Source organism: Roseibium sp. (assembly GCF_965276855.1).
Lineage (GTDB): Bacteria > Pseudomonadota > Alphaproteobacteria > Rhizobiales > Stappiaceae > Roseibium.
The window spans coordinates 3,348,118-3,370,709 of sequence record NZ_OZ255700.1; the positions used below are offsets into that span (position 1 = coordinate 3,348,118).

The 22,592-nt window shown below is 54.5% G+C and carries 18 protein-coding genes; 8 read left to right on the forward strand and 10 right to left on the reverse strand.

Annotation, left to right across the window (positions count from 1 at the left end; translation table 11 throughout):
- Positions 1–10: 10 nt before the first annotated feature.
- Complete coding sequence (locus tag ACQY4Z_RS15515) at positions 11–1,057, forward strand: ABC transporter ATP-binding protein (protein WP_428522678.1); 1,047 nt, start codon at positions 11–13, stop codon at positions 1,055–1,057.
- A gap of 9 nt (positions 1,058–1,066) precedes the next feature.
- Here the strand turns inward: ACQY4Z_RS15515 and ACQY4Z_RS15520 are convergent, their stop codons facing one another.
- Genes ACQY4Z_RS15520 through ACQY4Z_RS15530 form a run of 3 tightly spaced genes read right to left on the reverse strand, consistent with a single transcriptional unit; the run spans position 1,067 to position 4,309 of the window.
- Positions 1,067–1,582 carry a GNAT family N-acetyltransferase gene (locus tag ACQY4Z_RS15520; protein WP_428522680.1) on the reverse strand — a complete coding sequence of 172 codons (516 nt, stop codon included), beginning with the start codon at positions 1,580–1,582 and terminating at the stop codon, positions 1,067–1,069.
- 24 nt (positions 1,583–1,606) lie between these two features.
- Positions 1,607–3,322 (reverse strand): ABC transporter permease, encoded by a 1,716-nt coding sequence (locus ACQY4Z_RS15525; RefSeq protein WP_428522682.1) that lies wholly within the window; start codon positions 3,320–3,322, stop codon positions 1,607–1,609.
- A gap of 6 nt (positions 3,323–3,328) precedes the next feature.
- Positions 3,329–4,309: an ABC transporter substrate-binding protein gene (locus tag ACQY4Z_RS15530; protein WP_428522684.1), complete on the reverse strand. Its 981-nt coding sequence runs from the start codon at positions 4,307–4,309 to the stop codon at positions 3,329–3,331.
- A 241-nt stretch (positions 4,310–4,550) separates the two neighbouring features.
- On the opposite strand from ACQY4Z_RS15530, the gene gndA reads away from it, so the two are divergent.
- Positions 4,551–5,975, forward strand: a complete 1,425-nt coding sequence (gene gndA / locus ACQY4Z_RS15535) for an NADP-dependent phosphogluconate dehydrogenase (protein WP_428522686.1) — start codon at positions 4,551–4,553, stop codon at positions 5,973–5,975.
- A gap of 76 nt (positions 5,976–6,051) precedes the next feature.
- Here the strand turns inward: gndA and ACQY4Z_RS15540 are convergent, their stop codons facing one another.
- Complete coding sequence (locus tag ACQY4Z_RS15540; protein WP_428522688.1) at positions 6,052–6,792, reverse strand: SDR family oxidoreductase; 741 nt, start codon at positions 6,790–6,792, stop codon at positions 6,052–6,054.
- 187 nt (positions 6,793–6,979) lie between these two features.
- Between ACQY4Z_RS15540 and ACQY4Z_RS15545 the strand changes: the two genes are divergently transcribed.
- Together ACQY4Z_RS15545 and ACQY4Z_RS15550 are read left to right on the forward strand one after the other, a co-directional pair.
- Positions 6,980–7,546, forward strand: coding sequence for a TetR/AcrR family transcriptional regulator (locus tag ACQY4Z_RS15545; protein ID WP_428522690.1), 567 nt, complete (start codon positions 6,980–6,982; stop codon positions 7,544–7,546).
- 109 nt (positions 7,547–7,655) lie between these two features.
- Positions 7,656–10,322 (forward strand): AsmA-like C-terminal region-containing protein, encoded by a 2,667-nt coding sequence (locus ACQY4Z_RS15550; RefSeq protein WP_428522692.1) that lies wholly within the window; start codon positions 7,656–7,658, stop codon positions 10,320–10,322.
- Between the two features lie 12 nt (positions 10,323–10,334).
- Here the strand turns inward: ACQY4Z_RS15550 and ACQY4Z_RS15555 are convergent, their stop codons facing one another.
- From ACQY4Z_RS15555 to ACQY4Z_RS15565, 3 genes are all read right to left on the reverse strand, one after another.
- Entirely contained in the window at positions 10,335–11,153 is an 819-nt protein-coding gene (locus ACQY4Z_RS15555) for a sugar phosphate isomerase/epimerase family protein (RefSeq protein WP_428522694.1), read from the reverse strand.
- 98 nt (positions 11,154–11,251) lie between these two features.
- Positions 11,252–12,199 (reverse strand): 2-hydroxyacid dehydrogenase, encoded by a 948-nt coding sequence (locus ACQY4Z_RS15560; protein ID WP_428522696.1) that lies wholly within the window; start codon positions 12,197–12,199, stop codon positions 11,252–11,254.
- The gene (locus ACQY4Z_RS15565; protein WP_428522698.1) at positions 12,196–12,609 is read right to left on the reverse strand and encodes a VOC family protein; all 414 of its coding nucleotides are present in this window, start codon (positions 12,607–12,609) and stop codon (positions 12,196–12,198) included. Before ACQY4Z_RS15565 ends, ACQY4Z_RS15560 begins: the two co-directional genes overlap by 4 nt.
- A gap of 89 nt (positions 12,610–12,698) precedes the next feature.
- Between ACQY4Z_RS15565 and ACQY4Z_RS15570 the strand changes: the two genes are divergently transcribed.
- From ACQY4Z_RS15570 to ACQY4Z_RS15585, 4 genes are all read left to right on the forward strand, one after another.
- Positions 12,699–13,580, forward strand: a complete 882-nt coding sequence (locus tag ACQY4Z_RS15570; RefSeq protein ID WP_428522700.1) for a LysR family transcriptional regulator — start codon at positions 12,699–12,701, stop codon at positions 13,578–13,580.
- 475 nt (positions 13,581–14,055) lie between these two features.
- Positions 14,056–15,048: an ABC transporter substrate-binding protein gene (locus tag ACQY4Z_RS15575; RefSeq protein WP_428522701.1), complete on the forward strand. Its 993-nt coding sequence runs from the start codon at positions 14,056–14,058 to the stop codon at positions 15,046–15,048.
- 74 nt (positions 15,049–15,122) lie between these two features.
- Positions 15,123–16,010, forward strand: a complete 888-nt coding sequence (locus tag ACQY4Z_RS15580) for an ABC transporter permease (RefSeq protein ID WP_428522703.1) — start codon at positions 15,123–15,125, stop codon at positions 16,008–16,010.
- Entirely contained in the window at positions 16,003–17,034 is a 1,032-nt protein-coding gene (locus ACQY4Z_RS15585) for a quaternary amine ABC transporter ATP-binding protein (RefSeq protein ID WP_428522705.1), read from the forward strand. The genes ACQY4Z_RS15580 and ACQY4Z_RS15585 overlap by 8 nt, the downstream gene beginning before the upstream one ends.
- Before the next feature lie 72 nt (positions 17,035–17,106).
- On the opposite strand, the gene ACQY4Z_RS15590 is transcribed toward ACQY4Z_RS15585, so the two are convergent.
- The 3 genes from ACQY4Z_RS15590 to ACQY4Z_RS15600 are packed head-to-tail and all read right to left on the reverse strand — an operon-like array spanning position 17,107 to position 22,316.
- The gene (locus ACQY4Z_RS15590) at positions 17,107–18,447 is read right to left on the reverse strand and encodes an HlyD family type I secretion periplasmic adaptor subunit (protein WP_428522707.1); all 1,341 of its coding nucleotides are present in this window, start codon (positions 18,445–18,447) and stop codon (positions 17,107–17,109) included.
- Between the two features lie 55 nt (positions 18,448–18,502).
- Entirely contained in the window at positions 18,503–20,689 is a 2,187-nt protein-coding gene (locus ACQY4Z_RS15595) for a peptidase domain-containing ABC transporter (protein ID WP_428522709.1), read from the reverse strand.
- A gap of 1 nt (position 20,690) precedes the next feature.
- The gene (locus ACQY4Z_RS15600; RefSeq protein ID WP_428522711.1) at positions 20,691–22,316 is read right to left on the reverse strand and encodes a peptidase domain-containing ABC transporter; all 1,626 of its coding nucleotides are present in this window, start codon (positions 22,314–22,316) and stop codon (positions 20,691–20,693) included.
- Between the last annotated feature and the right edge of the window lie 276 nt (positions 22,317–22,592).

Genomic DNA, 22,592 nt, shown 5'->3' on the forward strand with positions numbered 1-22,592 from the left:
ACGGGGTCATATGTCTATTGAAATTGCGTCCGTTACCAAGTCGTTCGGGTTACACAAAGCTCTAAAGGACGTATCCATTTCGATCCCGGAGGGCACATTTTTTGTGGTGCTTGGTCCTTCGGGCTGCGGCAAGTCCACACTGTTGCGTACGATCGCCGGACTGGCGCCCATCGACAGTGGAGAAATCGCGCTGGGCGGCACAACAGTCGCTCGAGACGGCTACCATATGGAGCCGGAACGGAGGCAAACCGGCGTCGTATTCCAGTCCTACGCTCTCTGGCCACACATGAGTGTTGCTGAAAATGTCGCCTTTCCGATGGAAACGTCTGGCTTGAAAAAGTCCGACATCAAAACACGCACCAATGAACACCTTGCCACGGTGGAATTGTCGGCATTTCGCGACCGGAAACCGGCTGATCTTTCCGGCGGGCAGCGCCAGCGGGTCGCGCTCGCACGCTGTTTGGCGCAAGGGGCAAAAACAGTGTTGATGGACGAGCCGCTTGCAAACCTTGATCCGCACTTGCGCGGTGCCATGGAGGAAGAGCTTGCAGCATTCCATAAGGCCAGTGGCGCAACGACCCTGTTCATCACCCATGATCAGCGCGAAGCGATGGCACTCGCCGACCGGGTAGCGGTTATGTGGGACGGAGAGATCTTGCAGGTTGCCGAGCCGGATGTGCTTTACCGTCGGCCGACTTCGCGGCGGGTTGCCAGTTTTATTGGGCGTAGCAGTCTGGTTCGCGTTGAGGTCAACCATGTCGAAGCCGGGCACGCGAATATTACACTTGCCGGGCACCGGGTCGACGTGGACTGCCCTGTTGGTACCAGAACCGGTTCAGCAACGCTGATTCTGCGGCCCGAACACCTGGTTCCATCTGTTGGTGGGCACGGTCTTAAAGCAACCGTTGAAAGAACGATTTACCGTGGCGGTTTCTGGGAAGTTTTTGTAGCCCTCGATGGGCTCTCAATGCCGTTGTTGATGACCCTCAATCGCCCGGCTGTGACCGGTGAAACCCTGTTTCTGGACATTCTCCGCGGATGGATATTGCCGGAGTAGTTGGCCTGCTCAAGTCAGCGCTTTGCGTATGGCGCAGCGTTGTTCGGGCATAGGCAATCCGCGGCCGAGTTCTTCTGTGAGGATGCTGCCAAGCCGCGCATCACATTCTTCCAACTTCAGGATCTGGAACCCCAGTCTTTCATAAAACGGCGCATTCCAGGGCACGTGCCTGAACGTCGTTAATGTCATTTCCAACAGTCCGAGCACTCTTGCATGGGCTTCAGCGTGTTTGATCAGCGCTTTGCCGATTCCCTGTTTCTGGTAATCAGAATGAACGGAAATCTCATAGACATGAAGTGCGGCGTCTTCCGGGATCGCGGCCAGAAAGCCGACCTGTTGTCCGCCATCTGTTTCCGCGGTCCAGCTTGTGCCTGGTTCGATTGCAGACATATGCTGTTCCGCTGTCGCGCAACTGCCATCTGCGAAGGTTTCCAATCCTTCGATTTCTAGAAAGGCTTTGCTAGCGGAAATCTCCACGGCCTGAAGAGCTGAGATGTCGCTTTTGCGTGTTTGTCTGATCTTCAAATCTCACACTCTCTAAGACTGATACTAGTCCTTCCAGGGGATCGTTCCAGAAGGCACGCGTTTTGCCAGACCGTTCATGCCGAGCATGACCAAAATTGTTGCCAGAACAACTACCACAGACATGGCTGCTGCGAGTGTGGTGTAACCACCATCCTCGTAATTGAAAATGGTGGTTCCGATTGTCTCGTTTCCCGTCGACCACAGAAGTGCCGAGACAGTGACCTCGTTGTAGGCAGTGAGGAACACGAGAATCGCACCGGAAGCTGCAGACGGCGCAACAAGCGGCGCAAATACACGCCGGATGCGCCGGAAAAATCCCGCACCGGATACACGGGCAGCGTCTTCGAGCGATCTATCCATCTGCACAAAGGCAGCGGCAACGGGTTTTAATCCGACCGCGAGAAAAGCGGAGATATAAGCAATCAAAATGATCCAAAGCGTGTTGTAGAGCGAGATGTTCAAGAACGGCAGGGGATGGATGAACGCCAGAATAAAGGCGATGGACATGACCAGACCCGGTACGGCAAAGGCGATCTCTGCCTGTGCGGCCGTTGCGGTCCCCGTACGGCGATAAACTTTATGCCGGTGACAGAGGAAGTAGCCCAAGAAGATGCCGATGATCGCGATAACGCTTGCTGCAATTGCGGCAATCAACGTCGAATTCGCAAAGGCTCTTAGCGTCACAGACTGGCGCCAGAGAACTTCTGCGAAGTTGTCCAGATTCACGGTGCTTGCTGAAAGCGGGAGCCCGTATGTCTTCACCAAGGAAGTCGCCAGAAGCGATGCAGCGGGAAGCAACAGAACCAGGCCAACAAAACTCCAAAGACCTGTTTCTATCCATTTGCGTTTTGAGCCAAGCGAGATTGCAAGCGGGTCCTGCGGCAGGCCAATGAGGCTGGCGCGCATGCGTCGTTGCAACACCCCCTGTATGAGGAGGGCTACAAGAGCGACCATCGCCAGGATGACCGAAATGATTGCGACATTCGGGAGGACATCCGGCCCGAAACTCGCCAGTCTTCGCCAAATCAGAACCGGAAGCGTCGTGTAGCGTGCCGGAACGCCGATCAGCGCGTTGATGCCGAAGTTTCCAAGCGCTGCGATAAATGCAAGAGCAAATCCGGCGAGCAAAGCCGGCGCGAGGAGTGGCAGCGTAATTCTTGTCAAAAGGCGGAATGCCCCTGCGCCGGACACGCGCGCAGCATCAGACAATTCCCTCGGAAAGGACCGGAGCGCTGCCCGAACCAGCAGGAACACCAATGGGCTGTGCTGGAGTGTCAGAAGAAGAACAAGACCCTCGCGTGAATAAAGCGGATGCGTTGACCCGATTTCGGGTGCCAGCCCAATCCATCGAAGCACCGGACTTGCCGGCCCCAGTGCCTGAATCCAGGCAATTGCCGTGACATGCGGCGGGATCATCATCGGTAGGAGAATCAAAAAGACGAGCAGTCCCTTGGCGCGAATATCTGTCAGTCCGACAATCAGGGCCAGAACTGTTCCCAAGACTGTTGCCGCGAGCGCCGACAAGAGGCTGCTCTCCATGGAGTGCCAGAGCGCCCTTTGAACAGACCGGCTGGATAGGGCTTCTGCCAGCGGCGCAAAAGCAAGCGCGCCGTCCTGGGTCAATCCGATCTTGAAAAGGAGGAGGAGCGGCAATCCGCACAGGAGCGTCGCGCAGAGAACCAAAATGGCGAGAGAGATCCTCTCGCCATTGAGCAGTTTTGAATTCTGGGCTTGCGCCATCAAGTCTTAGCCACCGAAGATCTCGGTGAACTTGATCTTGTTTGCTTGATCCTGCTCGAGGGCCTGTGCTGGATCGAAGTCCATCAGCTTGATCTGGTCACGAGCCGGGAAACCTTCCGGTGCTGCAACAGCCGGATGGGCTGGCAGATATCCTTGAGACGACGCCAGTTTCTGGCCTTCTTCGGAAAGAAGGAAGTCAACAAAAGCCTTGGCCGCGTCAGGGTTCTGGGCCGTAGAGAGGATCGCAACCGGTTCGGTGACAGCAGAAACACCCTCTTCAGGGAACACGAACTCGACCGGAGCACCTTTCAGTTTTTCGCGGATCGGAAGGAAATCCACGACGAAACCATAGAGTTTTTCTCCGCCGGCGATGGCCTTGTAGGTGCCACCGTTGCCACCTTTTGGATTGGCGCCCTGATCAGCAAGGCCTTCGTAAAAGGCCCAGCCGAGATCCGGATTGGAGGTCAGAGCTGCCATGTGGATGGTGGCTGCACCGGATGTCAGCGGAGACGGCATGGCCAATTTGTCTTTGGCCTCCGGCTTCAGGAGATCCTTGTAGGAGGACGGCTTCATCGGCGCATTGGTGTTGTAGACGATGCCGCTGGTGATCAGCTTGGTGGAGAAGTAGGTCTTGTCATCATCCATCAGAGCCGGATCATAGGCAGACACGTCAGCGCCTGCGTGGGCCATCAAACGGCCTTCCTGCTTCAGCCCTTCCATGGTGACCATGTCTGCAATCAAGAGAACGTCCGGCTTCGGCGCGCCTGCTTCAAATTCCGTGCGCAGCTTGGCCATCATTTTTGTGGTGCCGTCGCGCACCCATTCGACTTCAACGCCCGGGTGTTTGGCGGTGAACGCGTCGACCGTTGCCTGGGCGTCCTGGTTCGGCTGGGAGGTATAAAGAACCAGTTTGCCGGAAACGTTTCCGGCAAATGCGGATGCGGTTGCACCGGCAAGAATGCCGGCAGCCATCAGGAACTTTTTCATGTCACGGATCCTTTGCGAAAGGCCACTGGTGGTTAACAGATGGCTTTGGCTATCAGGCTTGTGTGACAGATTTTTTTGGCTGTTAGGTAAAATTACGTGATTGGGGCTTCCGTCCTATTGGCGGACGATTAAGAAAACACGCTTCCCCAATACTGACGATGACACCAGGCAATTGCCGATTGTCATGAGGTCGGCTATCACCACGTCAAATCGATTTAAAGAAAACTTACGGGCACATTGCATGACAACTGACGGCGCTAAAGCGGAAATCGGCCTGATCGGCCTTGGAACGATGGGCGGAAATCTGGCGCTCAATATTGCCGAAAACGGTTTTCGGATTGCCGTGTTCAACCGGACATCGGAAAAAACCGATCAGTTCATGGAAAAGTCTGGTCCGCTGGCTGAGAAACTCGTGCCAAGCAAGGCCCTTGAGGACTTCGTTGCGTCGATCGCTTCACCGCGCGCAATCATTTTGATGGTGCCGGCCGGGGAGGCCGTTGACGCGCAGATCGCGGCTCTTCGTCCGCTTCTGGATGCGGATGATCTCATCATCGATGCGGGCAACGCCAACTACCACGACACCAATCGGCGGGCGGAAGAAGCCGATGAAAAGGGGCCGCGGTTCATGGGCATCGGAGTGTCTGGCGGTGAGGAAGGGGCCCGGTTTGGTCCGTCCATCATGGGTGGGGGCGACAAATCCGCCTGGGACCGCGTGGGGCATATTCTGGAGGCGATCTCGGCCAAGTATGAGGACGAGCCGTGTGCCGCATTCCTTGGCGCTGCCGGTGCCGGTCACCTGGTCAAGACGGTGCACAATGGCATTGAATATGCCGACATGCAGATGATCGCCGAGGTCTATGGTGTGATGCGTGATGGCTTCAGCATGAGCGCAGCCGAAGTGGGTGAGGTTCTTGAACGCTGGAATGGCGGGATACTGCAGTCGTACCTGATCGAAATCTCAGGGAAGGTCGCCAAGACGGCAGATCCGGAAACCGGCAAGCCGATGCTGGATATCATTTTGGACACCGCGGGTCAGAAGGGCACGGGCCGCTGGACAGCGATCGAGGCGTTGATGCTTGGCACGCCTGCCAGTGCAATCGAGGCTGCCGTTGCCGCGCGCAATATGTCCGCGAGACTTGAAGAGCGTGATAAGGGCGAACAGGTGTTCGGCGCAGCGCCTCAGCGTATGGACAAGGACCTTATCGGAATTGACGCTCTGGAATCTGCGCTCGTTGCTGGAAAGATCATCTGTTACGCGCAGGGTTTCGGTCTCATTCTGGAAGCAGCAAAACAGTATGGCTGGGACATGCCACTGCCGGAGATCGCGAAGATCTGGCGCAACGGCTGTATCATTCGCTCTGCCATGTTGAACGACATGTCGTCTGCACTGTCGGACGATGCGAACCGCAACCTGATGCTGGCCCCGTTCTTTACCGGAAAGCTGAAAGAAACCGAGGCGAGCCTGCGCCAGGTTGTGGCACAGGCCATGCTTCACGGTTTGCCGGTTCCGGCCCTATCGGCAGCGCTGTCGTATTTCGACATAATGCGGACCCAACGTTCGACTGCAAACATGCTTCAAGGACAGCGTGACTTCTTTGGAGCCCACGGATTTGCGCGTACGGACAAGGAGGGTGGTGGCTATCACGGTCCCTGGGCGATGGGTTAAGGGCGGATCATAAAGCCAGACCCGGCGGGGGCATTTTGAGCGCGCCGAGTGGCGCGCTCGAGAATTTTCCGTCTTGTTAGCCCGGCAGATATGTCTGACCAACAAACTGTGCCGTTGCATCGGGCGCTGCGAGGAATTGCTCATACAATTGCGTTGATGTAGGGTCTGGGAAGACATTCTCTTCTCCCTTATCCAAGGCATCAAGGATCTGCCGGACGACCTCCTGAGGCGAGGTTTTATCGGTTTCAAACTTCTCGGCCATATCAGTGTCCACCGGTCCAGGGTAGACGCCGACAACTTGCGTTCCTTGTGCTGCGAGCTCCGCTCGAAGGCCCTGTGTCAGCGAGTGTACGGCCGCTTTCGAGGCGCTATAGGTCCCCAAGACCGGGAAATTCACGTGCGAGGCGATCGATCCGAGGTTGATGATCGCGCCTCCGCCGTTGGCTTTCAGGATCGGGGCAAAGGCTTGGGACACACTCAAAGTGCCGAAATAGTTGGTCTCCATTTCAAAGCGCCCGCGATCAACGGCATCCGGATTCGTGAAGCTTGAGAAACCGGCGGTGCCCGCGTTGTTGATCACAAGTGCTACGTCCTTGTGTTTTGCCGCGGCCGCAATGTCTTCCGGTTCAGTTACATCCAGCTTGACTGGAACCACCTTGCCATTGTTCTGCGCAACAACATCACTCAGTGTTTCTGGCTGGCGCGCGGCTGCGTAGACTTTTGCGGCACCGCGTTCCAGAAGCGCAGTGACAAACGCCCGTCCGATGCCCCGGTTCGCGCCAGTGACCAAGACGGCTTTTCCTTCAATTTTCGACATTTGCAGACGTCCTCTCTTGTGGTCGATCAAATAAAATACGATACGGTATTTTAATAAGTGCTTGAAAGCGAGTTTCAAGATAATAAAATACGAATTGGTATTTTAATTTGCGATCAAGCAGGGCAACCAGCACATGCCGAGAGGCCGGCCGAGAAAAATTGATCCGAAGGATGCGCTTAAAACCGCTATGCACACTTTGTGGGAGCGGGGCTATGATCGCACGTCAATGGCGGATCTTGTGTCCGCTACGGGAATGGCCAAGCCGGGCCTTTATGCCAACCTTGGTGACAAGGACGAGATTTTCCAAAAGGCTTTGCGACTCTACCAGGAAGAGATTGGTGCGCCTCTTGTCAACGATCTTGTGAACTCACCTGAACCTCTGAAACAGAGCTTGCGAACCGCTTTGCGGGGTGTTCTGCACGCGAAAGAAGGGAGCGGACTGCCCGAGGGCTGTTTCATCGTCAACAACAGTTTCGTCTGTTCGGCCCAAAGTCAGCAATTGAAACAGGCGCTGCAAGACCTCAATTTTGAGCGGCGGGACGCCTTTCTTCTCCGCTTAAGGCGGGCCGAGACCGAAGGCGAGTTGTCGAACAGTACCGATATCAATGCACTTGCAGACTTCTTCGCGGGACAAGCGGCTGCCATTTCGTCCATGGCCCAAGCTGGGCTTTCTCTGACTGAGTTGGACAAGATGATCGAGGTCAGTTTGTCGGTGCTGCCAGTAGACCCTCCGGGCGGGGGCGCTCAGGGATAAAATCCATGCCCCGGAGACTTCTCAGTTGAAAGCAATATCTGTTTGATCTGTAATTGCCGTTCACATTCAGATCCCCCGGCGGGGGGCTGCAAGAGAAGCGGTCTCCAAAGTGGCAACAGAAACCCCGAAAGTGGCGGTTCGGCCGACCATCAGAATAGTCCGGCGTGTCTTCGCCGGCTGTGTGGTTGGTCTGTTGGTATTGGCTGCTCTTATGGTCTCGGCTCTAACACTTGGAGTCTTCGAGCCACTCCGGCAAACCATCGCAAGCCGCATTCTGACGGTTCAGCTCGATCGGTCGGCAGAGGTGCAAGGTCCTGTCCGTATCGAATTCGGGTCTCAGATCGTTGTGCGGATGGAGGATGCCGTCGTCGAGCGGTACAGCCAGCCAAAAGGCGGCACCGGAAGGTTTTTTGACTATGTCCGGTTTGATGCACCTTACAGGCTTCTTCTAGGTGACTTATCCGGTATCTCAAATTTTGAAATGGCTGGTGCTGACATTGAATTGCTGGCGTCCCCGGGGGAGACCACTGACGAGGAACTGTCCTATTACCGGCTGGCGTCTGAGGTTATCAATCTGCCGGTGTTTGAAGCACTGAAACTGACCGACGTTACCTTACATTATCTGGGCGTCCAAAGTGGATGGAATGAGCGAGTAAATATCCGTTCGCTCAACATTGCTCCGTCAGAAGAAACGGACACGCTCGATATTGAACTGGATGCCGACTTGAACGGAACTCCGCTTCAAATATCGGGTGGAATTGCTCGGCCACCGCAAAATGGGCCACTGCAAAATGGCGCATTTGAACTCGCGCTGGCGTTTCCCGGCATAAACTCCAAAATTTCCGGCAGGATCAACACCTCGACAGCCTATGCCGGTGTTGAGGGTGAGCTGGAATTGTCTTCAGGCTCGTTGGCTCAGGCATTGACCTCTGGCGGATTGACCAGTGAAGTCGATGGCCAAGTCGATGCGTCTTGGAAGTTTTCCGGAACGCTTGAGTCGTTATCGATTTCCAACATTGAGATCAACTTCACAAGCAGGCACTCCGACAAGGTGACGATAACGGGTGCGGTTGAAAACGCCAGCCTGGATCCGTCTTTGGATCTTTCGTTCAACGCGCTTCTAGCGCCGTTCGCGTCAGCGGACAATGAACTGGCAATTGAAATTTTGGCGCTGGCCGGCGAAATCTACGGCCCATTGAATGATCTGGCGATCCGCAATGCGCAAGTCAGAACCAATGCCGCCATCTTGGATATTGAGACCATTGGTCCAATCTCCGTGGGCCACATTGTAAAGTCCGAAGACGGCCGGGTAGGCCTGCAGGAGCTGACTATCAATAATGGGACCGATGGCGGTCCAAACCTCAAACTGGCTGGTCAGATAGATGATGTGATCGCATTGGACGGGATAACGCTTGCCGGACGTTTTGAATATCCGGTGTCCTTCTTTCTCAACTCGAACAGAGAACCACGACCGGATCTTGGAACGCTTGTCGGGCAGATTGAACTCAGCGATTCCGATAGCTGGTTTGCTCTCAACACCTTCAAGGGGGCGGTGGAAGGCACCGATCTGCTGGATTTCAGTTTTGACCTGACCGTGCCTGAGTTGCGCCGCGTTGATGAGCTTAGCTTCACAACCGAATTTGCAATTCCGGACCCTGCAGCAATCGTAGAGCTCGTTTCGGGGGCAGCTCCAGAACCATTGCCAGATATCACTTTCTCAGGTCAAAGCAGCCTGCAAGCGGGCGAACTCGGGATTTCTGGAGAGTTTGTTTCTAGCAGCAGTGCCATCAAGGCTGATCTGAATATCGGTCCAAAGCCTGAGACTTCTAACTGGCTCTTGAGCGGTGATATTCGCTCTGAAGCTTTGAACCTCTCGGAGTTATCAGGTCTCGCGCAGCTTGCCGAGCTTGGGTTTGAAGGACCGGAGACCGGACTTGAGATTACTGACAGTGACGCATCCCAGTTTGCGGCCAGCATTCATGTCGCAGCGAAAAGCCTAATCGCTGGCAAAAAGAAAGCAGGTGACATCTCGGCGCATGTTCAATTCGAGGACGAGGTTTTGAGCATTGCAGAGTTGGCGTTGGCATATATCGGCGGACGGGTGAGCGGTGATCTCGGTTTTAACTTCAAAACAGAACCGCCGGTGGCCTCAATCAAGGGGCGGATGGAAAAGTTTCCGCTGAAAAGCCTGATGAATGAGCTTGGCCTCACGGCTCCGATCAGCAGCACTGTCTACGCCAGTCTCGATCTCCACGGAGAGACCGGCTCTCTTGATGCTTTTTTGGATACGTTGAACGGCAAAGTGACAACATCCTTGTGGGGAGGACGTTTTCCGGACCGTTTGATCGAGCTCAGCGGTTTGAGTGTTTTCACTTGGCTGATGTCCGGTAACTCGGAACAGGGCGCCAAGCTGGTCTGTGCGGTTCTGCCACTCCGGTTCAAATCCGGTAGAGCTTCAGGCAATTCCCTGGTTGTCGAAACCGAAAATGTTCAGATTATCGGAGGCGGCTCAGTCAACTTCAAAAGCGGCAATCTGGACCTGGCCTTTTTGCCGCGCGCTAAGAAAAAGCAACTTGTTGAGATTGTGTCTCCATTTGAGATCAAGGGTAGCCTGTCGGACCCGGAACTCATTGTGAAAGACGGTGGAGCTGGCCGAGCCATGGGAGAGGTCTTGTCACTTCCGATCAATGTCCTCGGTCACATCTTTTCCGGATCAGGCGCCATCGATAAAGACGCCCGCCCGTGCGTCATTCCCAAAAACACAGGTCCAAAATAGATCGCCGATTGTCTATTGGGCGAGCCCTAGAGCTTCCATGTTGGCAATTGAGGCGGGTAGCCCGGAAACGTCCCGCAGTTCAACGATCAACCGCGGGTCGCTGTCCAGTTTTCCAAGTTCTGCAAACACGCTCGGCCAGTTGATGGTGCCTTCTCCTAACGTCCAGTGACGGTCCGCATAGCCATCGGCATCCTGAAGATGAATGTGCCGTAGGTTGTTGCCCGCAGTCTTGATGAAATAGTCGACCGGCGGTGCGCCTGTGGACCCGTGGGCGTAGTGGGCATGACCCGTGTCGATGGATATCTTTACAGCTTGCGAACCGAAACTCTCGGCAAGTTCGATACGCGCGTAAGGGTCCTTGTCTTCAATGTTCTCAAGCACCAGTTCGCAACCGATATCTTCTGCGCGCTTGACCGCTTCTCTCATCGTGAGGTGACAGAGTTCGATCTTTGTTGCCCGACCGGTATCGTAGTTGTCGAGATTGTTGTAATCCCAAGTCGAATAGGGGCTGTGCACGACCATGTGTGTGCCACCAATGGCTTCGCAAACCTCAAGCCCTTGCAACAGACGTTTCTTGACGATCTCTCGTATGTCAGGGTCCTTTGCATCAATAGTAAAGCCCCAGAACGGGCCATGAATGCCAACCCGACCTTTATGTCCATCCAGCAGTTTCTTGGCGTGGTCCGCAACGGGCGCCCAGTCTCCGTTTAGGACTTCCCCGGTTACAAAATCCTGTAGTTCCAAGTCCCGCTGTTTTTCAAGCATGAGATCCCGGTGGCGTTCGAAAGACGACAGCGACATGGCAGCGCCAAGGATAGGAAGACTGGACATATACGGCTCTGAAAAATTGAATATCAATGTCCGCCTCTTAGGCGGTAACCGGTGACAGTTTTGCGACGGCCGTTGACGGTACTGGCGTGGGGCGTACCTTAATAGCCCCTTTGACGATCAACGGTTGGCGGGATGCTGCCAGTTTCCAGATACTGTTTGATGTTTTGAGCAACAATCGCAGATGCAGTGCTGGTGATTGTTGGCGCGGAGATATGAGGGAGGACTGTCACTTCAGGGTGGGACCAGAAGGGATGCTCCTTGGCCAAGGGTTCCTGGTCAAAAACATCCAGCACGGCATGCCCGACACGGCCGTCGTCAAGCGCGGCAAGGAGCGCGTTGGTGTCTACGATCGGCCCCCTGGCGAAGTTGATCAGCTTTGCACCCGGTTTCACCGCAGCCAGTGACTGCTTGCCGATCAGACCGCGTGTGTCGCCTGTCAAAGGCATCAGCAGCACAAGGATGTCGGATCGGGCCAGGACTGTGTCGAGTTCTTCTGCTCCGGCAAATGTCTCGATGCCATTGAGTGTTTTGCGGGACCGGCTCCACCCAAGCACGTTGAAGCCATTGGCTTTCAGGCGCAGTGCCGAAGCTGATCCGAGTTCTCCAATTCCCAGCACACCGATCGTTACCTCCTGAGGCGTTTTCAGGAGATGGTGTTGCCAGACATGGTCCCGCTGCTGCCGCATATATGACGGCATGTTACGGTGGAGATAGAGAGACCAGGCAAGGACCGCTTCCGACATGGTTTCCGCCATTTGCGGATCCGCGAGGCGTACGATCTGGGGACCCGTGTCCGGCAGTTCGGCGACCAGACGCTCAACGCCGGCCCATAAGCTTTGAACCCAAACAAGGTTGGGAAGTGAGGCCACTTTTGTCGGGTCTGGATTTGCGACGATAGCGACGGTGGCTTTTTCTCGTTCAACCTGTGTCAGATCATCGAACGCCTTGACTTGCGCAATCCCGCTCAGGGCTTCCGGCAGTGCATCTTTCCAGGCTTTCCGTTCCACACCGCCGACTTCGGAAACGAAAGGTATTACGGGCATCATGCAGCGAAAACTCCCGTTTCATCGGCAAATCCCTTGATCTCGATCGGATTGCCGGAAGGGTCCCGAAAAAACATGGTGCTTTGCTCCCCTGGTCGCCCTTCGAAACGGATGGTAGGCGGGATAACAAATTCGACGCCCGCGCTCGTAAGCCGGTCCGCCACTTTTTTCCAAGTGTCCATGTCAAGCACCGCGCCCATATGCGGCATCGGAACCATGTGCTCGCCAACTTTTCCGGTATTGGTGGTCTCGAAAGGATTCCCGATATGCAGCGAAAGCTGGTGTCCAAAAAAATTGTAGTCGACCCATGTGTCGGTGCTGCGTCCTTCTTGGCAGCCCAACAGTTCACCGTAGAAGGCGCGGGCGTCATCAAGATTGGTCACGTGAAAAGCGAGGTGAAAGCAGGGCTGCATATGTCGTCTCCAATTGAGGTCGTTGTTTCATAGCAGAACCTGAGAAAAAGAATTACTATGTTTTTTCTTTTCTTAGCATAGGAAAAATTTTGGATACGCGATTTTTGGAAAGCCTCCTTGCTGTGGTCGAGACAGGGTCCATTGCTGCGGCTGCGCGCCAACAAGGCTTAACCGCTGCTGCTATCAGTCAGCGGATCAAAGTGCTCGAAACCGAGCTGAACTGCGCGCTCTTGGTCCGTTCAGCAAAAAGGGTAAAGCCAACGGCGGCATGCCAGCGGCTCCTTCCTGCAGCAAGCGCGCTGGTGCGAGATGCGAACCGTTTGTCGTTAGAGGTGTCAGAGCATCGTCTGAGTGGGCCCTATCGAATTGGTTCTATCTCTACGGCGTTGCTCGACGTTTTGCCTAGCGTTGTGCGCGAGTTCCGAGCAAAGGCCCCAGACGTTCAGCTCACGGTCCGGCCAGGCAGTTCCCAATCGTTGTATGAAGATTTGTTGAGCGAAACCGTTGATGCAGTGATTTGCGTCCAGCCTCCTTTTGCGTTGCCAAAGGGAATTCAGAGTTTCCAGATTGTAGAAGAGCCGTTTTTGCATATCCGGCCTGTTACACACTTGAGGACCTTTGAGAACGGCGATCTTCCATGGATTATCTATGACCGGTCATCCTGGGGTGGGCGGTTGGCGAGCCCTTATCTGGATCACGCTCTTGCGCAGATGCCTGTTCTGTGTGAGCTGGATTCTCCTGAAACCATTGCGGCGATGGTCCAGGAAGGCCTTGGGCAAGCGGCAATACCGCGATGGGCAGGCCTTGAAGTTCAGTATTCAGACATGTGTACTTCCGCTACTCCTATTCCCTCGATCGTTCATCGTTCAATTGTCTTGCTGCAGCGGAGCATGTCCAGTCTTGTTGAGATGGATTTGCTCTTGAAGAACACTGCGTTAGAGATCTCCTGTAAGGTCAAAAAAAGGCAATAAATATTCAATCATAAATTGCAATATATATTTAAATCAATAAATAAGTGCATTAAAATGCGTGCCTGAAAGTCATATTGTTATCTTCTTTGGCGTTTATTGGCAGGAAAATGTCGCTGTTTGGCTAGTCTGGGAAATAAAAGGAACGATCCGCAAAAGAAGTGCAGGTCAACTGTTGTGCTGGCCGTCGCATAATGCAATGGTATTGAGAGTGAGCCCAAGAGCTTGGTCGAAATACCTGTTTCGACCTCGTGCGGCCCAATGGGCTCATGCTGAAGATTAGGGAGCAGGGTCGAAGTAGATGCTACGAGTAAAGGCAGTCGAGGAGATCCTAGATCTTCCCGCCTTTTTGTGTGATTTGATCCACATTCCCAATTTACATGATCAATTGATGCGCCGGGAGGTGAATACTAGAGTTCTAGTATTCTCAGGATGCGCCAATGGAAAACTCAACAAACAGACTGCATAGGAGTACCCCATGAAAAAGTTGTTTGTCACAGTCGCTGCGACTGCGCTCGTCGGGATGGCGTCTTCCGCCATGGCCGAAGAATGCGGAACAGTCACTGTTGCGGAAATGAACTGGGCATCTGCCGGCGCGATTGCGCACATCGACAAGATCATTCTTGAGAATGGATACGGCTGTAATGTTGAGCTGGTCACTGGCGACACCATGCCGACCTTCACGTCCATGAACGAGAAGGGTGAGCCGGACATGGCTCCGGAGCTCTGGATTAATGCTGTGCGTGAGCCGCTTGATAAGGCCGTCGCTGAAGGATCTCTGATTATCGGTGGTGAAATTCTGAACGAAGGTGGTGTTGAAGGCTTTTGGGTTCCGACCGCTATCGCGGAAGAGCATGACATCTACACCGTAGCTGCCGCCAAAGAGCGCCCAGATCTCTTCAAAGGTGCCGAGGACGACAGCAAGGGTGGCTTCTTCACCTGTCCGACCGGTTGGAACTGCCGCATCACGACAGGTAACCTCTTCCGCGCAAACGGTTTCGACGAAGCTGGTTTCGAACTCGTAGATCCGGGTTCTGCTGCCGGTCTTGACGGATCTCTGGCACGTGCAAACGAGCGCGGTGAAGGCTGGCTCGGCTATTATTGGGCACCGACGGCTATCCTCGGCAAGTACGACATGACGCTCCTTGACTTTGAAGTCGAGCACGACAAGGCCGAGTGGGACAAGTGTACTGTTGTTGAAGACTGCCCGGATCCGAAGCCGAACTCCTGGGTTAAGTCCGAGGTGTTCACTGTTGTCACTGACGATTTCGCCAAAAAAGCTGGTCCGACCATGGACTACGTGAAGGGCCGGACTTGGGACAACCGGACGGCTGGTAAGGTCTTGGCTTGGATGACCGACAATCAGGCGACCAACGAAGACGGCGCATACTACTTCCTGGAAAACTTTGAAGATGTGTGGACCCAGTGGGTTAGCCCGGAAGTCGCCGAAAAAGTGAAAGCTTCTCTGTAAGCCGTTGAAGAGAAAAGGAGCCCGCATCGCGATGCGGGCTCTTCCATGAGGGGCAAAGAAACGGGACGAGAGTGATGGAGTGGCTACAAGAATTCCCCGCAATGAGCAGGGGTGGCTTGCGCGAAATGCGCCAAACAATTGATGGGGCCTTTAAGGATTTTACGCGTGCCTACGGGGACGCCATTGAAAGTGCGTTTGATCCGATCAAGGACTTCCTGATCTTTTTGGAACAACTGCTCATCAACTCGCCTTGGCCGATCATCCTGGCCGTGCTTGTCGGGATTGTTTATCTCATGAGCCGGAATACCAGGATCACGATCGGCTCCCTGGTTGCGTTGTGCGTCATCGGTTATCTCGGAATGTGGGAAGACACCATGCGCACCATCGCGATGGTGACCGTCTGCACCATGATGGCGATCGTGCTGGGGATCCCGCTTGGAATTTTGATGGCTCGCTCAGATCGAATTCAGAGCGTCATCAATCCAGTGCTTGACCTCATGCAGACGATGCCCAGCTTCGTTTATCTCATTCCGGTGGTCATGATTTTCGGCCTTGGCAAAGTGCCGGGAATGATTGCGGTGGTTATCTACGCGATCCCGCCGATGATCCGACTGACCAACCTCGGTATTCGTCTTGTTGACCAAGACGTTCTTGAGGCAGCCGACGCCTTCGGGTCCAGTTCTTGGCAGAAGTTGACCAATGTTCAGCTGCCACTTGCGTTGCCAACGATCATGGCTGGCGTGAACCAGACCATCATGATGGCACTTGCGATGGTTGTTGTTGCGGCTCTTATCGGCGTGAAAGGCCTCGGTCAGCCGGTTCTGAACGCCATTGCGAACCAGTATTTGACGATGGGCGTCATGAATGGTCTCGCGATCGTTGCGATTGCCATTATTTTCGACCGCGCGACCCAGGCCTACGGCAAGCGCCTTCAGAAACACTCGGAGGTGATCCATGGGTGAGGCGACAGGCATTGAGATTAAAAATCTTTACAAGATTTTTGGTCCAAACGGCAAAGACATGGTGCAGCTCGTCAAAGACGGCATGTCCAAAGCCGAGCTCAACGAAAAGCATAATCACGTCTTAGGCTTGAACAACATCAACATCTCTATGCCTGGCGGTAAGATCGAGGTGGTGATGGGATTGTCCGGGTCGGGGAAATCAACCTTGATTCGGCACATCAACCGACTGATCGATCCGACAGACGGAGAAGTGCTCTACGGTGATGAAGACGTCTGTAAGATGTCTCAGAGTGAGCTGAGGGAATTCCGTCGCCACAAAACAGCGATGGTTTTTCAGAAGTTTGCGCTTCTGCCCCACCGGACGGTGATGAAAAACACCGTTTACGGCCTGGAAATTCAGGGCGTCTCCATGAAGGAGGCAGAAGAGCGGGCTGCCCGCTGGATCGCCCGTGTTGGCTTGGAAGGTTTTGAAGACCATTATCCGAACCAGTTGTCGGGCGGTATGCAGCAGCGTGTCGGTCTTGCCCGTGCTTTGACAAACGATGCCGACATTTTGCTTATGGACGAAGCGTTCTCAGCGCTTGATCCGTTGATCCGTATGGATATGCAGACCGTTCTTCTCGACCTTCAGGAAGAGCTGCACAAGACAATCGTCTTCATCACCCACGACCTTGATGAAGCGCTGCGCCTCGGCGACAAGATCGCGATCCTCCGGGACGGAGCCGTTATCCAGCAGGGAAGTGGGCAAGATATCGTCCTTAATCCAGCAGATGCGTATATCGCTGACTTTGTGAAGGAAGTGAATCGTGGGCGGGTGATCCTGGTCGACACGGTCATGGACAAAACAAAGACCCTCGAAGGGGGCCTGACCGTTCAAAGCGGCATCATGCTGGAAGAGGCTGCAAAGAAGTTCGCCGAAACAGGGCTTGGTGAATGTTGTGTTGTCAATGGCGATGGCAAGCCGGTTGGTGTTCTGAATGTCCAGGATACGATCAGTGCAATGGTCACGCCGGCGACTCACTGAAGCGGAAAGCCTGACAAAAAGAAAACCCCGGTCGATCGACCGGGGTTTTTTTGTTTGATACGTCTTTGAGGCTTAACGTTCGGAGAACACCGTGCGCATTGCTCGGGTCACCGGGTTGAGCAGATAGGCGAGAACCGATTTGGAGCCCGTCACAATCTGGGCATTCACTTGCATGCCCGGCCGCACAGGGCTGGTTACATTTCCCGTGCCGATTGTGTTTCCCGCAAAGCCGAGATCAGCCTTGAAGTAGTATTCGCCATATTCGTCCTGGAAACTGGAGGCTGAGATGGTTTCCACCTCCGCAACAATCGTTCCATAGATGTTTGGGTCATAGCTGGTGATCGTGATTTCAGCCTTGTCGCCGACATTGATGTGACCGATGTCGCGCGGATTGACTTTCACCTCAGCAACCATGCTCTCGGTTTGCGGAACGATTTCCGCGATCATGTCCCCGGGATTCACAACGGCACCACGTCCGGTTTGGCCCAACGTTTTAATGTATCCATCAACTGGCGCCCTGACAAACAAGCGTTCCTGCCGGTCTTTCAGTTTCGCAATCTCCTGAGCCAATTCCGCCCGTTCCTGGGCAATCCGGGCGCGCTCATCAGCCACGTCGCGGTTCACTTCAGCGCCAGCCTGGTTCAGGCTCGCCTGAGCCTCCGTCAGCATTTCTCGGGCTTGCGCCAGATTGCCGACCAGCTGTTCCAGCGTCACTTGGGACCGCTGATATTCACCTTTTGATTCAAGATACCGGCGGCGGGATGTATAGCCGTCTTTCAGAAGGGTTTCCTGGATCTGGAATTTTTCCTTTTCCAGTTCCACTTGAGACCGCTGCAAAACGACTTGCGCTTCCAGGCTTGCGACTTCCGCACGTTTTTGAGCGACCCGTGCCGTATAAGCGTCCTGCTCGTCTGCGACAGCCTTGCGGTTGGCCGTTAAGGCCGCGCGCTGTTGTGTGCTGAGACCATTGACGGCCGGGTCTAGCCGAAGTCCAACCGTGTTCGGATCGCTGAACTCTTGTGCTCTGAGGCGTTCTTCTTCGAGTTCCAGATAGCTCAGCCGGCTTTGGATGCGACCAAGTTCGGCTGTCGTATCCTCTTTCTCGAGACGCGCGATCGGATCTCCGGCCATCACAAGCTGGCCTTCCTCGACCAGGATCTCGTTAACAATACCGCCCTCTAGATGTTCAACGGCAAGGATCTGACCTGCAGGCGTGATTTCACCGATCGTGTTGGCAACTTCCCGGATCTGACCAATTGCCGCCCACAACAGAAGCACCACTGTCGCGATGGTGAGCCCTATCAGCAATCGGGTGTAGAAGGCGGGCGGAACACCGTCTTCCAATTCGAGTGGCAAGCCAACTCGGCCGTAAACGGCTTTGCGAAGCGGATCAGAGGTGTCTTTTGTTGCCATCGGTTTTTCCTCGGCGGTTGTCAAGAGATGCGGCTTGGGTCAGCGCACGCTCCGATTACTTTGATTGCTGTTTCAGGACGTCGTCCAAAATCTCTGACGGCGGGCCGGCCATGGTGACCATTCCGTTTTGCATGTAGACCAGCTGGTCGGCGATCCGCATATGGCTGGGGCGATAAGTCGTTAGAATAACGGTTGATTTACCCCGCACCTGCTCGATCTTTTTCATCAGCAGCTTGTCACCATCGAAATCGAGGTTCCCGGCCGGATCGTCGAGAACGTAGATTGAAGCTGGACGCACAAAGGCCCGTGCAAGCAGGATCCGTTGTTTCACGTTGTCCGGAAGGACCTGCAATAGCTGGCCAGTGAGACGTGTCTCAACGCCGTGCGGAAGCAGATCTGCGTAGTTGTTGAGGCCGAAGTCCTCGAACGCTCCGCGGACCTGATCGTTGTCCGCTTGAGGGTTTGCCATCCTGAAATTCTGAGCGATGGTTCCGTAGAAGAAATCATAGTGTTCCGGCGCATAACCAATCGCATGGCGCCATTCACCCGGGTCCAGCTGGCGGATGTCGAGGTCGTCAACCAGGATCGCCCCCATCTGCGGCCGGTAAAGCCCGAGTGTTGCCCGCACCAGAGAGGTCTTCCCGGATCCACTTGGACCGGTGATGGCGGCAACGGCGCCTTTTTCAACTTGCAGGGAGAAATTCCGCAATGCCGGCTCCTGCCGCGCCGGATAGCGCAAGACGACATTGGAGTACCGGACGGTGCCTTGGAACTGGCGATGGAGGCTCGGAAGTTTGCCCGGTTGCCGTTCCATATCGATTTTCAGAAGACCGTTGATCCGCTCGATTGTCTGTTGTGCCTGGCCAAGCTGGGAAAAGCTCAGGAACGCTTGGTGCATCGGGTTCAACGCACGCCAGGACAAAGCCATGACCGCGATGAGCGCGCCCTGCGTGAGGCTTTGGTTCATCACCATGATGGCGCCGAAACCGAGGACCCCGATGCCGCACAGGGTCATCATCATCTGCGAGACGACCTGCATTATTTGGGAAAGGTGTTTTGTTTTCAGGTTCTTTTGGGCGAAGTCCGCGGACAAGGCCCGGAACTTGTCGATCCAAACATCATCCGCAGACAAATTCTGGATGGAGTCCCGCTTGGACAGAATTTCAACTGTAATGTTTTGAACGCGGGATTTGGCTTCCCCGGCCAAGTTGATCGCGCGCTTCATGCGCGGAACGATGAGCAGGGCGGCAATGATGTAAAGCCCCAAAAGGCCGAGCGGCAACAAGGCAAGGGGCCCGCCGATCAGCGAGAGCACGACCACGAACAGTGCGGAGAATGGTAGATCAATCAGCGCATTGGCGAGGTTTCCGTGAAATATCTCGCGTACCCCGTCGAATTGCTTCAGACGGGTGATCTGCGCGCCAATTGGCGCCGATGTCGTGAGCGGTAAAGGCAAATGCAGGAAATGCCGGAAGGTGGTGTTTGCGACCACCGCATCAAGCCGGGCACCAAGATAGGCCTGGAGGTGGGATTTGGTTCCCTTCACAAGCCAGTCCATACACAGGATCACCCCGATGCCCACCATCAGTGTAACAAGTACGGAAACTGACTTCGCCCCGATTGCCTTGTCATAAACGTTCATCACAAACAAAGGCAGGCCAAGTGCGAGCAGGTTGGCGAGAAAACCGATCGCCATAATCGAAGCTAGTGTGCCGCGAAACCTGTGAAACAGCCTCGAAGACCAGTGTTTGAAGCCGGAAGTGGCTGTTGGATCATCTTCTGCAATCAAGAAAAGTTCGGCGTCCTTGAGGGCCGAGTAATCAAGATTTACTGTTTGCTGGGCTTCCCCGCTGAAAACACGAAGCCGGCCGTCCCCACTTGGTCCAAGGCCGACACAGACATTTTGTCCGACCTTCAACAAGCACGGGAATTGTTCTGGTGTCAGTTGTTTAAGCGGGCGTGAAGAAGCCGTGACCCGATAGTTCAATCTGGTCAAGACAGCCCGCAGATCAAAAATGCCGCCAATCCCCTCAAGATGAGGGAGCGCTTCAAAAAGATGGCGCTCCATGCCGTCCCAGCCGAGAGCCTCCAGCATTGGCAAAAGGCATGCTTCAGCAGCCGTATTCCGGTCTATGTGCGCTCCGGCTTGCTGGCGGACTTTGCTCGCCAGATTGAGGCGCCTGGCCGACGGATCTCCACCGTGAACATAAGAAGACGTGTTTTCGAACGCTGCCAGGGACATGTCAGGCTCCTTGGCTCATTTTGGCGGTTTCATTGCGCACGCGCGGCTGAAGCTTGTATTTTTTCGGCGTGGCGGGTTTTGCTTGCACTGCCTTCAACTTCCCGTCCTCTACCAGGTATTGTTTGTCCGCGATCGCCCGGAAGGATGGGCGATGGCTGACAATGATCATGGTCAGTTGGCCTTTGACACGTTTCAAACCCTCCGCAAGCTCCGCCTCACTGCGGTGATCAAGGGCGCCGTTTGCATCATCTAGGATCAAGACCTTGGGCTCGCGGGCCAGTGCGCGTGCAATTGCGATGCGCTGGATCATCGAATCCGTAAGGTTCTCTTCAATCGCATTGCCCAGCTGTGTGTCGTAACCCAGCGGGAGCAAATGAATGTCCTTTTCCAAACCGATAAGGTCTGCGGCCATTCGTGCCGTGTGGGGTGTCGATTGAGAGCCGAACAAGGTCAGGTTTTGCAGGATCGTCCCGGCGAACATCTCAGAGTCATTGCCAACATAGGCAATGTGTTTTCGAAGACTTCGATGATCTTCACCGTACAGATCATGACCGTCGAGCATGACAGATCCCGAGGTTGGCTCCAGGCTACCGGAAATTAAGCGGGAGAGTGTTGAGCGCCCGCTGCCATCTTTGCCTTCGAAGGCAATTGTCTCGCCAGCATTGACCGACAAGTTCAGGCCATGGATCGGGACGATCACCTCGTGCCTGGAATCAAAACCTGCATTGTGGAGCTGGATGTTCCCGATGACCGGAATATCCCGTGACTGCTGCTTGCTCTGCATCGGAAGATCGAACAGGGATTGAGCGGCGCGATAGTCGTGTTTAACGCGCTGCATCTCTGTCCAGTGATTGATGCCCCGCAAGAGGGGCTGGACAACCTGACCTGCAAGCAGCGTACACGCGGCAACTGCGCCAATGCTGATGAAGCCGCCCATCACCAGAAGTGCCCCCGCGGACACGACGCAAACGGTGGTCAAAACGGTAAAAAAGCCGCTGCTGTTCCGCGCCTTGTTATTCAGGTCGATCTGATCATAGCCGAGGCGAGAGACCTGGGTTTGCAGTCGTTCAAATCGCCTCAGGATCACCGGCTCCAGCGCCATTGCCTTGATCGTGTTTAATCCGGACAAAACCTCAAAAATGAAGTCATACTTGCGTTCATCCTGGGTAGCGCGTTTTTCGACGAGCGCAGTAAGTTTCGAATTCAGGTGCGCGGTTCGCAATACAAAAATCAGCAGCAGGATCGGCGGAATGAAGCCGATTGGACCGCCAATCAGAAACAGAACAACAAGAAATATGAGGCTTGCTGGAAGGTCAATCGCCAAAAGACGTGCGGGGCCGCCGTACTGGTCTCCCAGGGATTGGAGCGATTTGAGCGAATCCAGATGCTTGGACACACTGGCATCCGTCACCGCGTCTGAACGGGAGCAGAGCAGCCGATGGGTGGCCTCCATGTTGGCCTTGTGTGTGAAAGACGCCGCAGACCACCCGACAACAAAAGACCGTGCTATTTTTAGAACCGCATCTACGGCCAGAACGATTCCAAGACCTACAATCAGCACCACAAGTGTATCGGTCGCATGGTTCGGAAGAATTCGATCATAGACTTGGAGAATTGTGAGGGGCATCGCCAAGCCCAATACATTAATCAGTATCGAGGCTATTACCACAGGGCGTGGTAAATTTGGTGCCTTAACTAGCTCCCCTGTCTCAGATGAATGAAATTTCAGCTGAGGTAACGTAGTGTTAGCTAATGCATTGCTGATAAAATTGACCATACTTGGCGCCTCCTATCTCTATTAAGGCGCGCAAGTGTTTCAAAAGCGTTTACCAAGAACTATGGAAGTCGCTAATTTACATCAAGATATAGTGGTATTTCACAGGTTGTAGTTGGTTTTTGTTAA

Coding starts and splice junctions, on each gene's coding strand:
- ACQY4Z_RS15515 (WP_428522678.1), top strand. CDS start 11: ATGTCTATTGAAATTGCGTCCGTTACCAAGTCGTTCGGGTTACACAAA.
- ACQY4Z_RS15525 (WP_428522682.1), bottom strand. CDS start 3,322: ATGGCGCAAGCCCAGAATTCAAAACTGCTCAATGGCGAGAGGATCTCT.
- ACQY4Z_RS15530 (WP_428522684.1), bottom strand. CDS start 4,309: ATGAAAAAGTTCCTGATGGCTGCCGGCATTCTTGCCGGTGCAACCGCA.
- gndA (WP_428522686.1), top strand. CDS start 4,551: ATGACAACTGACGGCGCTAAAGCGGAAATCGGCCTGATCGGCCTTGGA.
- ACQY4Z_RS15540 (WP_428522688.1), bottom strand. CDS start 6,792: ATGTCGAAAATTGAAGGAAAAGCCGTCTTGGTCACTGGCGCGAACCGG.
- ACQY4Z_RS15545 (WP_428522690.1), top strand. CDS start 6,980: ATGCACACTTTGTGGGAGCGGGGCTATGATCGCACGTCAATGGCGGAT.
- ACQY4Z_RS15555 (WP_428522694.1), bottom strand. CDS start 11,153: ATGTCCAGTCTTCCTATCCTTGGCGCTGCCATGTCGCTGTCGTCTTTC.
- ACQY4Z_RS15560 (WP_428522696.1), bottom strand. CDS start 12,199: ATGATGCCCGTAATACCTTTCGTTTCCGAAGTCGGCGGTGTGGAACGG.
- ACQY4Z_RS15565 (WP_428522698.1), bottom strand. CDS start 12,609: ATGCAGCCCTGCTTTCACCTCGCTTTTCACGTGACCAATCTTGATGAC.
- ACQY4Z_RS15575 (WP_428522701.1), top strand. CDS start 14,056: ATGAAAAAGTTGTTTGTCACAGTCGCTGCGACTGCGCTCGTCGGGATG.
- ACQY4Z_RS15580 (WP_428522703.1), top strand. CDS start 15,123: ATGGAGTGGCTACAAGAATTCCCCGCAATGAGCAGGGGTGGCTTGCGC.
- ACQY4Z_RS15585 (WP_428522705.1), top strand. CDS start 16,003: ATGGGTGAGGCGACAGGCATTGAGATTAAAAATCTTTACAAGATTTTT.
- ACQY4Z_RS15590 (WP_428522707.1), bottom strand. CDS start 18,447: ATGGCAACAAAAGACACCTCTGATCCGCTTCGCAAAGCCGTTTACGGC.
- ACQY4Z_RS15595 (WP_428522709.1), bottom strand. CDS start 20,689: ATGTCCCTGGCAGCGTTCGAAAACACGTCTTCTTATGTTCACGGTGGA.
- ACQY4Z_RS15600 (WP_428522711.1), bottom strand. CDS start 22,316: ATGCCCCTCACAATTCTCCAAGTCTATGATCGAATTCTTCCGAACCAT.